The organism is Streptomyces sp. NBC_00442, assembly GCF_036014195.1.
Taxonomy (GTDB): Bacteria; Actinomycetota; Actinomycetes; order Streptomycetales; family Streptomycetaceae; genus Streptomyces.
This window is the reverse complement of sequence record NZ_CP107918.1, coordinates 7710976-7725772: the sequence shown is the minus strand read 5'-3', so window position 1 is coordinate 7725772 and position 14797 is coordinate 7710976. Positions and strand designations below refer to the sequence as shown.

General features: G+C 69.5%; 13 protein-coding genes. 3 read left to right on the top strand and 10 right to left on the bottom strand.

All coding sequences use genetic code 11. The annotated features are described in order from the left end of the window. The 6 genes from OG432_RS34870 to OG432_RS34845 all read right to left on the bottom strand — a co-directional run. The coding region (locus tag OG432_RS34870; protein WP_328306359.1) for a DUF6791 domain-containing protein at positions 1-220 on the bottom strand (220 nt) is incomplete at its 3' end. Continuing rightward, positions 195-455: a multiubiquitin domain-containing protein gene (locus OG432_RS34865; protein ID WP_328306362.1), complete on the bottom strand. Its 261-nt coding sequence runs from the start codon at positions 453-455 to the stop codon at positions 195-197. The genes OG432_RS34870 and OG432_RS34865, both read right to left, overlap by 26 nt. A 106-nt stretch (positions 456-561) precedes the next feature. Next, positions 562-846: a DUF3892 domain-containing protein gene (locus OG432_RS34860; RefSeq protein WP_328306364.1), complete on the bottom strand. Its 285-nt coding sequence runs from the start codon at positions 844-846 to the stop codon at positions 562-564. A gap of 156 nt (positions 847-1002) precedes the next feature. Continuing rightward, positions 1003-2028 (bottom strand): ImmA/IrrE family metallo-endopeptidase, encoded by a 1026-nt coding sequence (locus OG432_RS34855; RefSeq protein ID WP_328306366.1) that lies wholly within the window; start codon positions 2026-2028, stop codon positions 1003-1005. Positions 2029-2050: 22 nt separating this feature from the next. Beyond that, positions 2051-2959: a hypothetical protein gene (locus OG432_RS34850; RefSeq protein WP_328306368.1), complete on the bottom strand. Its 909-nt coding sequence runs from the start codon at positions 2957-2959 to the stop codon at positions 2051-2053. An 80-nt stretch (positions 2960-3039) separates the two neighbouring features. Further along, positions 3040-3993 (bottom strand): hypothetical protein, encoded by a 954-nt coding sequence (locus OG432_RS34845; RefSeq protein ID WP_328306370.1) that lies wholly within the window; start codon positions 3991-3993, stop codon positions 3040-3042. A gap of 282 nt (positions 3994-4275) precedes the next feature. On the opposite strand from OG432_RS34845, the gene OG432_RS34840 reads away from it, so the two are divergent. Continuing rightward, positions 4276-6633 carry a DEAD/DEAH box helicase gene (locus OG432_RS34840; protein ID WP_328314943.1) on the top strand — a complete coding sequence of 786 codons (2358 nt, stop codon included), beginning with the start codon at positions 4276-4278 and terminating at the stop codon, positions 6631-6633. Positions 6634-6750: 117 nt separating this feature from the next. Here the strand turns inward: OG432_RS34840 and OG432_RS34835 are convergent, their stop codons facing one another. The 3 genes from OG432_RS34835 to OG432_RS34825 all read right to left on the bottom strand — a co-directional run bounded on the left by OG432_RS34835 (position 6751) and on the right by OG432_RS34825 (position 10244). After that, positions 6751-7890 (bottom strand): hypothetical protein, encoded by a 1140-nt coding sequence (locus OG432_RS34835; RefSeq protein WP_328306372.1) that lies wholly within the window; start codon positions 7888-7890, stop codon positions 6751-6753. 66 nt (positions 7891-7956) lie between these two features. After that, entirely contained in the window at positions 7957-8688 is a 732-nt protein-coding gene (locus tag OG432_RS34830; RefSeq protein ID WP_328306374.1) for an ATP-binding protein, read from the bottom strand. 77 nt (positions 8689-8765) lie between these two features. Further along, a complete protein-coding gene (locus tag OG432_RS34825; protein WP_328306376.1) occupies positions 8766-10244 on the bottom strand; it encodes a transposase family protein in 1479 nt (492 codons plus the stop codon). Between the two features lie 290 nt (positions 10245-10534). Between OG432_RS34825 and OG432_RS34820 the strand changes: the two genes are divergently transcribed. Next, complete coding sequence (locus tag OG432_RS34820; protein ID WP_443058626.1) at positions 10535-13252, top strand: Helicase associated domain protein; 2718 nt, start codon at positions 10535-10537, stop codon at positions 13250-13252. A gap of 15 nt (positions 13253-13267) precedes the next feature. Here the strand turns inward: OG432_RS34820 and OG432_RS34815 are convergent, their stop codons facing one another. Beyond that, a complete protein-coding gene (locus OG432_RS34815; RefSeq protein ID WP_328314941.1) occupies positions 13268-13846 on the bottom strand; it encodes a hypothetical protein in 579 nt (192 codons plus the stop codon). A 392-nt stretch (positions 13847-14238) separates the two neighbouring features. Here OG432_RS34815 and tpg point away from each other — a divergent pair, with 392 nt between their 5' ends. Then, on the top strand, positions 14239-14796 hold the full coding sequence (gene tpg, locus OG432_RS34810) for a telomere-protecting terminal protein Tpg (RefSeq protein ID WP_328314940.1): 558 nt from the start codon (positions 14239-14241) through the stop codon (positions 14794-14796). Position 14797: the final 1 nt, after the last annotated feature.

The following is a 14797-nucleotide window of genomic DNA, read 5'->3' as shown; positions in this document are numbered from 1 at the left end:
GGGTCGAGCCGCCGAACCAAATGCGGTGGTCGGTGTCGGAGACGATGCGGTCCCCCGTGACGGTTACGGGGTAGGTGAGGAAGCTGTACTCGACGGTGCGGTTCTCGGTGACGTACGGGATGCGCTGGACGACGAGGTGGCCGGCGCGGACGACGACGTCGTAGCCGTCGTCGAGGAGGCGGGACAGGTCCGTGTCACGAGCGAGAGGTCCGGTAGGCATCGAAGACCATCTCCTTCTTCACTCGGACGCTGTGGCCGGCGGTGAGGCTGCCCGTTCCGTGGCCTCCGTGGCCGCGGCTGTAGCGGACGGTGTAGGTGTCCTGCTCGTTCGGCTGCTGGCCGGGGTAGGCGAGGTCGACGACCTGCTCGTAGGTGATCTCCTTCGCCTCCCAGGTGTGGGGACGGGCGTTGACGATGATCGTGACGGACTTGTGCCCGTGGGTTTCCTGGGACATGGGGTCCTCCTGAAGTGGGGAGCGTGTGTTCAGAGTGGTGGGTGCCGGGGCGTCTGGCGCGCCGCCGTGTGGGCGGCGCGTCAGACGGCCGGTCGACGGTGGCGGGTCAGCGCCGGGGAAGGGCGAGGAGGTTGTTGGTCCATACGCCGTCGGCGTGGGTCCGCAGGTGCTTCTCGCCCCGGGCGGGCGTGACGACGGCGACCTCCGTGCGGTGTCCAGCCGCGTCGCTGGTGTAGGCCTTGCCGGATTTGTTCTCAATCCAGTCGACGATCTGCGCCCGGGTGCTGTTGCCGGTGTCGCCGGAGGTTTGGTTGGTCCACCACAGGTGGGTGATGTGCTCGTGCGTGGTGCCGCCGGCCGTCAGGCGCACCGCGGTGATCTGGATAGCCATGTTGCTGTTCCTGCCGTTCCTGCCGGCAACGCTCCAACGGGTTCCCGCGACCGGCGCCCGGGTTCCGTGAGCACCCTGGGTGGGGTGCTTCGCCTGGGACGGACGACGTAACTCGCGGGTAGCCGGGAGTACGTGGCGGGCGAGCCCTACGGGGTGTCAGGAGCAGTCGAGGCAGCGGCCGCTGTCCGTGGGGAACATGGCGGGCGGATGCACGATGAAGCATCCTGGGCAGGTGCGGCCGGGGGTGCGGAGCGGGCAGGCGCAGCGACCACAGTCGGGGCATCGGGGAACGCGGCAGCGCGGGCAGGCGGGTTCGAAGGAACGGTAGTGCTCGTCGCAGTTCGCGCAGTCGTAGTTGCGTGACTGGGGGCCGGTGTCGGGGGTGGGTGGGGTGAAGGCGCGCCAGGGGGCGGAGTCGGTGACGAGCACGGCGACGGTGTAGCCGCCCATGGGGGCGGTGTCAGTGTGCAGTTCGCGTCCAAGGATGCCGTCGCGGTAGCGGATCTGGGTTCGTCCTTGCGCGCGGCCGTAGCCGGTCAGGGCTCGGTCGATGACGGGGATGTCGCCTTGGAAGCTGCCGCGCCGCAGGGGTGGCAGGCCGTGGGAGGCGGCGAAAGCGAGGTGTCCGTCAGGGTCGAGGAGAAGAACGTGACCGGGGGCGGGGAGGTACTGGGCTGCTCGCACGCAGACGGCCATGCGGGAGGCGCTGCTCGACTCCCACAGGCGGGTGATCGCTGAGGCGGTGGGCCCTACGGCGTCCACGTGCTGCTCGACGAGGTGCGTGGGGATCAGGATCTGGGCGGCGAACGCGTCGCAGGCGGCGTCTTCGAGGAGGACGCCGCCGTCGGCTTCCCTGCTGAAGGGCTCCATGAGGTCGAAGCTGGTCTTCTGCAGGTGGTGACCGAGTTCGTGCAGGGCGGTGAAGTCCCGCCGTGCGTGGCTGGCGGAGGTGGCGATGGACAAGCGAGGTGGGGGGCCGTAGTCGTACGCTCCGGCAACGCTGCAGCCTGGTGCCGTCTCGTTCTCGGGAACGTCTTTGACTGTGAGCTCGGGCCAGATCCGCAATTCTGCGAGGGCGCCTTGTGTCAGGCGCTCGATGGCGCCGGGGCGGGCTGCGTCGAGTTCTGTGATTATGGCGGCGGCCTGGATCCGGGCGGCGCCGGCGAGCACGTAGTTGACCACCTCGGGCGTACCTCTCTCTTCTCTATTCGTCCAGGAGGAGTTCGAAGTAGCGGTCGGTGCGTGCAGTCCAGTTCGGCTGGGTGCGGTTTTCTTCGCGTGCCGCGAGCGCGTAGACACCGTAGGCGGCGCGCAGACGGGCGGCGTGTTCGGTTTCGCCGTACTGAGCGGCGAGCTTCTTGACCTGGCTGCGACGCAGGGGCCGGTTGAGTTCGTGTACGACGGTGGGCGGTAGGGCGGGGTTGGCGTCGAGGAAGTGGTCGGCGGGCTGGTCGTGGAGTGCGGCGAGCGTGGCGGCCTGTTCGGCGGAGAGGGGCTGCTGGCCCCTCCACACGTCCAGCGCCAGGGGTGGCGGCAGTTTCAGTTCGGCCGCGAGATGCTGGATGGTGATGTCGTGATCACGAAACACCTGAGAGAGGCCCCCCGACCCCTGCGGGGCCCACCGTGCCGAGGCGAGGACCTCCACGTGGTCGGTGAGGGTGGCACGGTACTCGCTGGCCGCCGCGGACAAGACGGTACCGCTCCCCCACTGGGCGCCGGTCACGGTGTCTGCGATCGTCCGGGGAGTGAGGGCGCCGGGGCGGCTGGTCAGTTCGCTGACCTGCCGGTCCAGCACACACCACGGCACGTCGGTCTCCAGGCCCCACCAAAGTGCAAGTGGCTGCTCCAAAGTGGTCGCCTGGGCGGGCAGGAGCAGCGTGTCGGCGTCGGCGTACCGTTCGAAGGAGACCGGGACGGCACGCACGGTGTCATCGGCACCAGTGGTAGTGATCAGAAGCAGTTGGACGGTGCCTTCCCACACCGCACGCCAGATGTGGCCGGGGCAGGGGTCCTGGGGTGGTGCGGTGGCCACCTGGTAGACGGCGTCGGGCACCCTCAGGCCCGCCGCGGCGGCTACCAGCCTCTGGTAGGCAGTGGTGTGGACAGAGCTCATGCTGTCTCCCCCGTCTCCTCGGCTGCGGTCCATCAGCGCATTCTCTTCTCACTGGGTCCAGACGACGTAACTGGGGCCGTTCACGACGCAGCCTCTTCGCAACGCCTCAGTAGCGCGGCCATCACTGCCTGCAGGTCGCTGTCCAACGACAGGGCATCGCGGAGCATGGTCTTGAGGTTGGACAGGACAAGCACTGCGTGGCCCTGCCGGATCTCCAGCAGCTGCGCCGCGTGATGCGCGTCCTTGTCGAGGTAGGGAAGCAGCAGGCGCTCGTTGGGTGAGAGTCGCTGCCAGATGTCCTCGGCGATCCCCTCCGTCCCGGTCGGGTCCGGCGCGGTAGTGGCCGCATGCTGCTCGACGATGGCGGCGACGGTCCCCTCATCGGCGAACAGCCGGGTCACGCGGGCCGGTGCCAAGAGCTCGAAGCGGGACTCGAGAACCTTTGCGAGGTCTTCCTCCCTTACCGCTCCCTGTGCGTGCTGCAGCACGCAGAGCAGGATGGTTTTGAGGGCGTGCACGGTCTGCTTGGGCGTTGGGCCGGAATGGTTCCAGCGGGTGATGCCGACGCCTCTGACGTGCGCGGCATGGGCGATGAGATCGTCGAGGTCCCCCTGCCAGAGGGCTTCTTCGGGGTGGTCGGCCAGCGCCCAACGCGGCGGGGAGCCGTTGCTCTTGCGGTAGGCCGTGTCCTCGCCCATCAGCCGGGCGATACGGCGCCGCAGTTTGCCGCGGGGGGTCTTCTTCGCTTCGTCGATGAGGTAGTTCTTAATGGAGGTGAGAAGTACGCGTTCCAGGGATTCCTGGTCTGCCGTAAGCGTGAAGCAGCGGGTCACGAACTTCTGCCCCTTGGCGGTCACCATCGCCAAAACCACCTCATAAGCAGCTTCGTTGCCCCACTGTGCGTAGCCCTCAGGCGGTGGAAATCCGTAGGCACGACGCACCTGATGCACCAGCCGCCACAACAGATCGAACGTGGCCGGCCCGAAGCCGCCGGTCTGCAGCTCCTCGTACGCACCACCTGTCACGAGCCCCACCCCGATCCATGCTCCCCACCAGACGTCTGTGGCCGTGGGGTTTCGAGCCCGCATGCACCAGCATCCGCGGACGCATGCGACACACGCATATCCCCTCACTTCGTGGCAGGACCTGACCAGTAGAAACCCAGGCGGTCTTGGCGACGGCGTCGTCAATGCCTTGTATCCGGACGCCCGAGAGGGGCTGTGGGCCGGATCGCTGTTGGCCCTGGTGGGGCATCGTTCGTACGCTACGAGCCGGCAGGCAGGGAAGCCAGTTCGCGCAGGTGAATGGGGGCGTAGGTGCAGGGCGGGCCAGTACTGCGGGCGCATCAGGTCGAGGCGGTGGACGCGGCGGCGCGCGCCTTGGCAGGCACCCCGCCGGCCAGCGGAGGTCTGCGGGCCACGGTGGTCTCGGCGTGCGGGACGGGAAAGACGTTCATGGGAGCGCACATCTCCTTGCGGGTGGCGCGCACAGGTGGCGTGCTGGTGTTGGTACCGACGCTGGATCTGCTGGTGCAGACGGTCGCCGCCTGGCGGAAGGCGGGCCGGGTGGGACCGATGGTGGCGGTCTGCTCGCTGCGGGCGGACGCGGAGCTGGATGCCGCCGGGGTGCGCTGCACTACTGACGCGAGGCTCCTGTCGGCGTGGGCTGGCAGGAAGGGGCGGGTGACGGTGTTCGCCACCTACGCGTCGCTGCCGGTGCTCACCGAGGCTCACGCCTCGGGGCTTCGGCGGTGGGACTTGGTGGTGGTGGACGAGGCGCACCGCACGTCGGGCCCGTGGGGCAAGCCGTGGGCCGCGGTCCATGACGATGCCGTGCTGCCGGCGGACCGCCGGCTGTATCTGACGGCGACGCCGCGGGTGGCCGATCCCTGGGCCGCGGTGGACGACGGGGATGACGAGGCCGCAAGCGGGCCGGCACTGATGGCCTCGATGGACGACGAGACGACGTTCGGCCCGGTGGTGTACCGGCTGACGCTGGCCGAAGCCATCGCCCGCGGGCTGCTGGCCCGCTACCAGATCATCGTGATGGAGATCCGCGACCAGGCCCTGGCGCCGGGGGCGGCGGGTGAGGAGCGCGCGGAGGTGGATGTGGCCGCGGCGCGGCTGGAAGCGCTGACCACAGCCGTACTCAAAGCCGCGGCCGCCCATCAGCTCGACCGTGTGATGACGTTCCATCACCGCGTCGCGGACACCCGCGCGTTTGCCGAGGCATCGCCGGGCGCCTCCCGTCAGCTCTGGGCCGTGGATCCGGCGATCTATCCGCGTCGGGTGTGGTCCGGCTGGCTGCACGGCGACCATGGCATGGCTCACCGGCGCGACGTGTTGGCCCAGTTCGCCCGCGGCTGGGGCGCGGACGGGGTGGTGGTGGAACGCTGCGTGCTCTCCAGTGCCCGGGTGCTGGCTGAGGGGGTGGACATCCCCGAGGTGGACGCGGTGGTCTTCGCCGACCCCAGGGAGTCGATCGTCGACACCGTCCAGACGGTCGGACGCGCGCTGCGGCAGGGGCCCAGCGGTGACAAGGTCGCCTCCCTGGTGGTGCCGGTCTTCCTGTCCCCCGACGAGCGCTGCGAGGACTGGCTGGCATCCGGCTCGTATCTGCCGCTGGTCAAGGTCCTGGCCGCGCTCGCCGCCCACGACACTGACGTGATCGACCGGCTCGCCGCCTGGCCCGGCGGGGACGACACGGGCGCGGCCCCACTGGCCAAGGGGCCGTTGCTGTTCGCCACCGACCGCCATCCCGCTGACATCGCGGAGTTCGTCAGGCTGCGGGTGATCAACGTAGAGCGCCGCGGGTGGCTGCGCGGCTGGACGGCCGCCCGCCGCTTTCACGCGACCCGCGGCCACCTGAACGTCCCCTACCTCTGCAAGGACGGGGCATTTCCGCTGGGCCAGTGGATCGCCGAGCAGCGCAAGGCCAACAAGACCGGCCGCCTGCCTGCCGTACGCATCGACGCGCTGACCAGGCTGGGCATGGTGTGGAGCCACCCCGACCATGTATTCAGCGCTGGGCTGTCGATGGCCCGCGCCTACCATGCCGTCCACGGCCACCTCGCGGCCGGGCACGACGCCGTCATGGACGGCTATCCGGTCGGAACGTGGCTGGCCAACCGGCGCCGGGAGGCACGCCTTGCCGTCGGCAGCAAGGGCGCGTTGTCCAACACGCGCAAGACGGCGTTGGCCGACGTGGACCCGTGCTGGTGCCCCGCGTGGCCGCTGGTGTGGCAGCGCCGTTTCACACTCCTCAAGCGGTACCTCGCCGCGGGAGGACCGGTAGAGATAGCGGAAATCGAGCCGGGTCACATGATTGCCGGAGAAGACGTCGGTGCCTGGCTGGCCCACCAGCGCAGCAACTGGGACACCCTCCACGAGGAACAGCGCCGGCTGCTGGCTGAGCTCAGCGTGACGCCCAGTGGTGGCGGCATCCAGAGCGCGCCGCGTCTCGCTCCAGACCACAAGTTCGCGCGGAACCTCGCCGCTGCGGCCAGCTACGCCCGGCGCGAAGGACACCTGAACGTCCCCCGCCAGCATGTGGAGATCACCGGCGGTACCGAGATCAAACTCGGGATATGGATCGCCAACCAGCGCTCCCGCCGAGCGAGACTGCACCCGCAGCGCATCGACGCGCTCAACGCTCTCGACATGCGCTGGAACTGAAGCCGGCAGCCGGGCCCACCGCAGCGCCGCGCGCACACCCTTCCGTCCACGCGCGCTCGGCGGCTCCCGCAGCCTCGGCCCAGGGCAAGCAGTTCACGCGGGTTCCGCGTGGCCTGGTCATGATGTGCTGGCCTGGGGCTTGTTGACAGGCCGTACACGCAGACGCGGACGCCGGGTGTGCTGGGGGGCCTCTGCGTCGATGCCTGACTCTGTCAGCTCGCGGTAGAACCACTCGATCCCGCGAGCAGGAACGGTGCCGCGCTCCTGGTCAGCGCTGGGCTGGGGTGGGCGCAGCCGGGCCTCTTCGGCGAGCCGAAGCAGGCCGGAGTGCTCCTCGGGACGAATAAGCAGGGGTGTGCCGGGTGCGGGGGTGAGGCGGGTGAAGCGGGCAGCGGCGTGCAGGAAGACGGTCGACCAGGAAGGAACGAGGTGCGTGGCGCAGCCGTCGGTCTGCCCGAGGGGGTCGTGCAAGGCCAGGGTGGAGGTTTCCTCGCGCCAGTCCGCCAGGCGCGCGGTGCCCAGTTGCTGCCCAGCGGCGCCGGTGAAGACCCCTACCGCCAGCGCGGCAGCGAGACGGGGGTGTGCGGTGGCGCCGTGGATGCGGCGGATGATCTCCGCGGTGGTCTGTGACGAGCACGGCCGCGGTCGGGGCCGGTAGCGCCATCTGATCGGCGGTGGGAGGCATCCGATGCAGTGGTCCTCACCGTCCCATTCCGCCAGCCGCTGAAGCGCCGGCACGGTGATCCAGCGGCCGGCAGCCCGCGGCGACACGGCGGGGCGGTCCGGGCCAGGAGCGGCCGCCCCGGCGAGGAGGTCGCCGGCGGCCGAAGCCTGGACGAGCGTGTGGGGCACGTCGGTGAGAGCGTCGCGCAGGGCAGCGGTCGGACGGGAGCGGTGGCACACCAGGACCAGGTGCGCTCCGGTGAACGCCCGCAGGTCGAGCAGGCGTTGCAGGCGGATTCGGGTGAGCAGGTGAGCACGAAGGATCGTCAGGCGTTCTACGGGAAGCGCCGCTAGCCAGGCTGTGGCGGCCTCCCACACCGGGGCGCGCGCATCTGGGAAGCCCGGGAGGTGCGCGGGTTTGCCCAGCGCCACCAGGAGGTCGTGGGCGAAGTAGCGGTCGCTGGTCGTACCCGGCGTGGGGTGGACGGTGACACAGCCGGCCGCCGGGTCGTGCCCGGCGAGCGCCGCACGGGTCACAGCAGCGTCGTCACTGGGGTCGAGCAGGACGGTGACATCAGGGAATGTGTTGTTCACAGGTCTCCGGCGTCGTTTCGTCGGCGCCAGGGTGCGGCGGGCAGATGCGGACGGGTCCGGAAGTACTCACGGCCGGGTGCGGCGGCCGAGCTTGCTGAAGACCCAGCGCAGCAGGTCCCGGTTGACCTCGAGATCCGGGGTGGCATCCAGGGCCCGCCCCAAGTGGTAGGTGATCTTGGCCCAGGTGCGGAAGACGCCATGGGCGGCCACGTCATCGCAGTACAGCAGGTCATCGCCATCCACGCCGTGCCACACCGGGTGGTAGGCGGGGATCGTGGTCAGGACCTCCTCGCGGGTCAGCGGACGAAACTCCTGCCAGATGTGCACCCGGGAGGCCAGCATGTCCTTGCGGCTCAGCACGTCGTAGGTGTTGCCGCCGCCGACGAAGACCACCGCGATATCGGTGTACAGGTCGTCGAACAGGTGCCGGAAGTACTCGAAGGACTCCTCCCGCAGCCACTGCGCCTCATCACAGACCAGCACGCGGAACTGTTCGGCCAGCACGTCTTTCAGCAGGGTGTCGAACGCGGTCGGCTGCCTGGGCGGGCTGCCCGGCAGTTCAAGCACGTTGAACAGGTTGTGTCGGATGTCCAGCACGGTGGGCCGGCCTCGGAACTCAATCCGGCGCGTCGCGCCCGGCGCCAGCTCCCGCAGCGAGGCGTTGACCGACATCGTCTTGCCCAGCCCCGCCGCCCCGTAGACACACATCATCCCGCGCGCGGCGATCACCTCCCCGAGATTGGCCAGCGTCTCCTTCAACGCCGATGTGCCCATCACGTGCGCGTCGGGCAGCGACAAGTAGTGGTCCTTGCGCGGCGACGGGAGCGGGCCGCGTCGCGGGCGGGCCGGCAAGGGGCGAGCGGCAGGTATGGCATTCATCGCGGCGTAAGGATGCTCTCGTCTTCGTCTTCGGGGCGGGGAGCAGTCGGCTTGACCGTGTCCGGTGCAGTCCAGGACGCGGGCATCTGGGCGGACAGCGGCAGGTAGCCGGGCAGCGCCACCTCGGTAAGGTCCGCGGCGGCAGCCGCGCGCAGATGTACCTCGGCCTCCATCTCGGTGACGGTACCGAGCACCTCGGCCGGTGTGCCGCGGGTAGCCGCCGCGTAGCGAGTGCCCCGGTCCTTCTCCGCCGCCGTAAGCAGCCGCTTGAGCCGGTCGGCCTCCCTGGCGCGGGACCGCTTCATCTCCCGGATCTGCTCCGCACTCGCCCGGTTCGACAGGTACGCCGACCCCAGATGCCGGCCCGTCACTGCGTCGTAGACCTCGATCTCGTGCTCGTGGTGCAGCATGTAACGCAGCCGCACCTTCCGCCCGGCCTGCCCGGTCATCCAGGCATCGACGTAGTGGCGATTGCGCCAGCGCACCCCCTTGCCGGTAAGAGTGCGCGCCCGGCCGTCGTCCTCGAGGGTGAACATGTGCAGCGCGCCCGGCTCAGCGTCCTCGATGGGAGTCAGATCTGCTTCCCACGCCGCCTGCGGGGTCCTGCCGGCCAGCGAGCGGAGGTCGTGCTCGGTGTTCCACCAGGCCACCCACTGCCCCAGCAGCTCAACGAACGCCTCCAGCGGCAGCAGCCGCTGCCCGGCGGACGGCTTCCTGCCGCCCTTCAAACGCGGAGCTGCGGTGTAACCAGGCAGCTGAGCGAAGAACATCTGCTTCGCGGCTTTGTTCAACGCCTCCACCGTGCCCTTCAGATGCGGGCTGTAGGCGGGAAGGTCGATGACCGGGACTGCGAACGCGCCCAACGCCTCACCCACCGCCCTCGACAGGAAGTCCTTCCCCCGGTCGACCCGTACCGCCCCCGGCAGGCCACCGAACGGGCCGTGCTCCCCTTCACGGGATATCGCGTCCCTGAGCGCGACCAGGACCGACTCCCGACTCGGGACCTGCGCGGTCACCGCGAACCCGCAGATCACCCGCGTCGCACAGTCGATGAACCAGGTCACCCACGGACGCCCCGGACGGCCATCGATATCAACGTCCACCTTCACCTGGACGTGATCGCTCTCCCACACCTCGTTGCGATGCCCCACCGGGCGCTGAAGGAACACGTCATGGGCCCGGCGGGCGCTCTCCCCACCCCTGAGCCCGGCCCACTGGCCCGGCGGAACATCCCTCGTTATGGCCCGGTACAACGTCGCGAGCGACGGCGCCTGCGCCCCTCCCCCGGCCTCCACGGTGACCAGCTCCCGGTGGAGCGCAGCCGCGTTCCCACGATGGAACGCCAACAGCTTCAACACCCCCGGCGTGACAACAAACCGCTCGCGTACCGCGGGGCCGAAACGATCCTCCGCGCGAGCCGCGGTAAGCCAGCGGCGGACCGTCCGCTCCGACGTCCCAAGCGTCTGCGCCACCATCCGCCTATGCGCCGGTGTCAACTCACCCCGACTCTCCAGGGCCAGCAGCCTGCGTACCGCCACCGGACGCAACACACCCACATCCGCCACAGACTCAACAGACCCCACCCGGCACCCCCGACACACAGTCCGGGCACACCGAACCCCTAAACGATCAAAAAAACCCTACCCCACTTGGAACCCTCAGCTCACTGACCAGCCAATCCTCACCCAGTGACCAGCCGACCCCCACTCCCCGTCCAACCGACACACCCATCAGCAACACACAACACCCCATGAGAACAACCAAGTTGGCCAAGTACACAAAACGATCACTGGACAACAAAACGAGAAACTACCCGGTCAGACCACCGAGATCCCCCAACCAGCGGTCCGCGTTTAGGAAGTGGGTGGGATTCCCTGCAAGGTCATCCGTGCCCCCGCAGGGTGCCCGGGGCACGATCGTGTCAGCGACCGGTTCGGGCAAGACGATCACGGCCGCCGCGTGCGCGCTGGAGAGCTTCGCAGACGGCCGGATCCTCGTGACCGTGCCGACCCTGGACCTGCTCGCGCAGACCGCCCAGGCGTGGCGGGCGGTGGGCCACCGGGCGCCGATGGTCGCGGTGTGCTCGCTGGAGAACGACGCCGTCCTCAACTCGCTCGGGGTGCGCACCACCACCAACCCGATCCAGCTCGCCCTGTGGGCCGGACACGGGCCCGTAGTCGTGTTCGCCACGTACGCCTCACTCGTGGACCGCGAGGACATCGACGCCGAGGGCCAGCGGAAGGTTCGCGGGCCGCTGGAGGCCGCTCTGGCGGGCGGAGAGCGCCTCTACGGACAGCGCATGGACCGGTTCGACCTCGCCATCGTGGATGAGGCCCACGGAACCGCTGGTGATCTTGGCCGTCCGTGGGCGGCGATCCACGACAACGCCCGTATCCCGGCGGACTTCCGGCTCTACCTGACCGCCACACCGCGCATCCTCGCCGCAGCCCGCCCGCAGAAGAGCGAGGACGGGCAGGAGGCAGAGATCGCGACCATGGCCGACGCCCCGGACGGCACCTACGGCGCGTGGCTCACGGAGCTCGGGCTGTCGGAGGCGATCGAACGCGAGATCCTCGCGGGGTTCGAGATCGACGTCCTGGAGATCCGTGATCCCTCGCCCGTTCTCGGGGAGTCTGAGGAGGCGCGGCGGGGACGGCGCCTGGCCCTGTTGCAGACCGCCCTGTTGGAGCACGCCGCCGCGTACAACCTCCGTACGGTCATGACGTTCCACCAGAAGGTCGAAGAGGCCCGCGCGTTCGCTGACAAGCTCCCCGAGACCGCAGCCGCGCTGTACGCCAACGACGCCTCCGACGCCGACCTGGCCGCCGCCGACAACCTCCCCGCATCGTCCATCGACGCGGCCTTCTACGAGCTGGAGGCCGGCCGCCACGTCCCGCCGGACCGCGTCTGGTCGGCATGGCTGTGCGGCGACCACACCGTCGCCGAACGCCGCGAGGCCCTGCGCCAGTTCGCAGGCGGCATCGACGCGTCCGGGCACCGGGTGCACCGCGCCTTCCTCGCCAGCTGCCGCGTCCTCGGTGAAGGCGTCGACATCACCGGCGAGCGGGGAGTCGACTCGATCTGCTTCGCGGACACCCGCGGCTCCCAGGTGGAGATCGTGCAGAACATCGGCCGAGCGCTCCGGCTCAACAAGGACGGCTCCACCAAGGTCGCCAGAATCATCGTGCCGGTATTCCTGGAGCCGAACGAGGACCCCAGCGACATGGTCGCCTCCGCCAGCTTCAAGCCCCTCGTGGCCGTCCTCCAGGGCCTGCGCAGCCACGATGAGCGCCTGGTCGAGCAGCTCGCCTCCCGCGCGCTCACCAGCGGCAAGCGCAAGGTCCACCTCCAGCGTGACGAGGACGGGCGGATCGTCGGGGCCGGCGGCGCGGACGACGCCAAGGACCAAGAGCACGACGACAACACTGACGCCGCCGAAGCCGCCCTGCTCCACTTCTCCAGCCCGCGCGACGCCGCGACGATCGCCGCGTTCCTGCGGACCCGGGTCTACCGGCCGGAAAGCCTCGTGTGGCTGGAGGGCTACCAGGCCCTCATCCGCTGGCGGAAGGAGAACGAGATCACCGGCGTCCACGCCGTCCCCTACGACACCGAGGTCGAAGTCGGCGTCACGAAGTCCTTTCCGCTTGGCCGCTGGGTGCATCAGCAGCGGAAGGCGCTGCGGGCGGGCGAGCTGGAGGAGCGGCGCAAGACGCTGCTGGACGCACCGGAGGCCGGCATGCTCTGGGAGCCGGGCGAGGAAGCGTGGGAGAGCAAGCTCGCCGCCCTGCGGTCCTATCGGCGGGCCACCGGGCACCTCGCACCCCGCCAGGACGCGATGTGGGGCGAAGGCGAGAGTGACAGTGAGCAGTTGGCCATCGGACAGTTCCTCGCCAACCTCCGCCGCAAAGGCGGCCTCGGCAAGGACCCGCAGCGGGCCGCCGTGCGCGCGCAGCAGCTCACCGGGATCGACCCCGACTGGAACTGCCCCTGGTCACTCAACTGGCAGCGGCACTACCGCGTCCTCGCCAACCTGGTCGACGCCGACGGCCACCTCCCCCACATCGCGCCGGGCGTCACCTTCGAGGGCGATGACATCGGAACGTGGCGGTGGCGGCAGCAGGAGCCGGGCACCTGGGCGCAGTTGATGCCCGAGCAGCGGGAACGGCTGGCCGCATTGGGCGTACAACCTGTCCAGGCACCCGCTGCCGCCCCGGGGGCAGGGCGCGCAACGAAGGGGCCCGGCAAGGCACAGCAGACGTTCCAGCGCGGCCTCACGGCCCTCACGCAGTGGGTGGAACGGGAAGGCGCCCACCGGCCCGTACCACGCGGCCACAGCGAACAGATCCTCGTCGACGGCGAGGCCGAACCGGTCGTCGTCAAGCTCGGCGTATGGATCTCCAACACCAAGTCGAGGTGCGACAAGCTCACGGCGGAGCAACTCGCCGCGCTCGCCGCGCTCGGACTGGAATGGGCAAGGGCGTAGAAGCCGTTCGGGCTACTATGCGCCGATGCAGGGCCCTTGGGCGCGGAAGCGCGCGCGGGTTTGCGGCCAGGGCGTCGCGCTGTCGTGGCCGGAGCAGCCGATGCCTCCGCAAAGAGATCGTGAGTCGCGCGGCGGTCTGCCGTTGATCAGCGCCACCCGCCCGTACGCCTCATAGCGCTCGCGGCTGTCCTCGCCGTCTACCAGATCGTTGGCGAGCTCCTGCTTGGTGTAGCGTGCGAGATCCGCGCGCGAAACGCGCCGCCTCCTGAGGATCATGGCCATGATCTCCGCCTTGGAATGGTCGCGCATCAGAGCGTTCCTCCGCTGGAGGAGCTCATCGGCGAGCTCGACTTCGGCCGCGGGAGTCGGTGTGATCGACTTACGGATGTACTCGGGGTCCTCGTCCGCGCCGAAGATCATGATGCAGTGCGCGTGCGGTACGCAGATGGCGATCTTGCCCGGATTCTCAGCCCGCGCTTCGGCGGTGGCGCGTACCCAGTTGAGGGCTTCGTGGTAGCTGAGGTTTGTGCCCTGCTCGCGTGCTGTGCGCTGGAGTTCGCGGGCGCGCTGCTGCTCGGTAGTGCGTTTGGTCATGGACGGGTCCTCTCGGCACCGGGTTCTCGCCCCCACACGGCAACCCCGGCTCGATGGATCGTCAAGGTGTTCGTCGAGCGGTCCGTTGATCCCGGAAGACCTTCCACCGGTGTTCCGGACGGTGTGGGTGTCCGGGTGCGGTGTGGGCGTCGGCGTAGCCCAGGGCATCGGCCCTGCGGGCAGGATAGCGGCTCGGCCGTCGGCTCTTTCCTTCGTCGGCGACGACGAGGCGGTGGTGGTGTTCTCCGCGTTCGGGACGGGCTTATAGCTTGCCTCAGCCAGCGCTGTCCCGAGAATGCGGAAACTGGCAGGCGGGGGCAGACGACGTGGGAGAATTGAGGCGACGAACTGCAGGTGCCGGCTCTGTCGGCTGGCTGCTGGGAAAGGCGGACGTGGGACAGATCGAGCAGGGATTGGAGCGCGCGTTACGCACCCGGCCCGTTCCTGCAAGCACCGAGGCCCGCCTGCGGTTTCTGCTGGCATCACACGGTGGTTCCACTCGGCAGGTCTCCACCGTGCTGGAGGTGTCGCAGCGCACCGTGCAGCGGTGGGTGACGAAGAAGCCAGGAGCGCGTCGTCCGCCGGGTCCGCTGCAGGTGCAGGCAATCGAGGAAGCGGTCCTGGCCCGGTGGCAGCCCCGAATACGGGCCCGTCGACGCGCCCAGGCAGAGGCGGAGGGCTTCGTCTTCCATACCAGGGCGCGATTCGGGTTCGCCGCTCCGGCAGGGTCGTCGGACGATCCGCGGGTGCGGTGGATCACCCAGGACCTGCCGGGAGAGGTGGCCCGGGAGCTGTTCGCCGCCCGGGATGCCGGCGCGGGCGAGCAGCAGCAGACGGTGATCCTCGCTCGCGCTCTGGGACACGCCTACTTCCGTGACGGGGGCCGGCGGGCCCCCGGTCTGCACATCGCTTTCAGCGACGTCGAGTTCGCCGACTTCTCGATCGGTTGAG

Bases quoted from the DNA above. Each gene is read 5' to 3' on its own strand.
- OG432_RS34865 (WP_328306362.1), bottom strand. From the start codon at position 455: ATGTCCCAGGAAACCCACGGGCACAAGTCCGTCACGATCATCGTCAAC.
- OG432_RS34860 (WP_328306364.1), bottom strand. From the start codon at position 846: ATGGCTATCCAGATCACCGCGGTGCGCCTGACGGCCGGCGGCACCACG.
- OG432_RS34850 (WP_328306368.1), bottom strand. From the start codon at position 2,959: ATGAGCTCTGTCCACACCACTGCCTACCAGAGGCTGGTAGCCGCCGCG.
- OG432_RS34825 (WP_328306376.1), bottom strand. From the start codon at position 10,244: ATGGTGGCGCAGACGCTTGGGACGTCGGAGCGGACGGTCCGCCGCTGG.
- OG432_RS34815 (WP_328314941.1), bottom strand. From the start codon at position 13,846: ATGACCAAACGCACTACCGAGCAGCAGCGCGCCCGCGAACTCCAGCGC.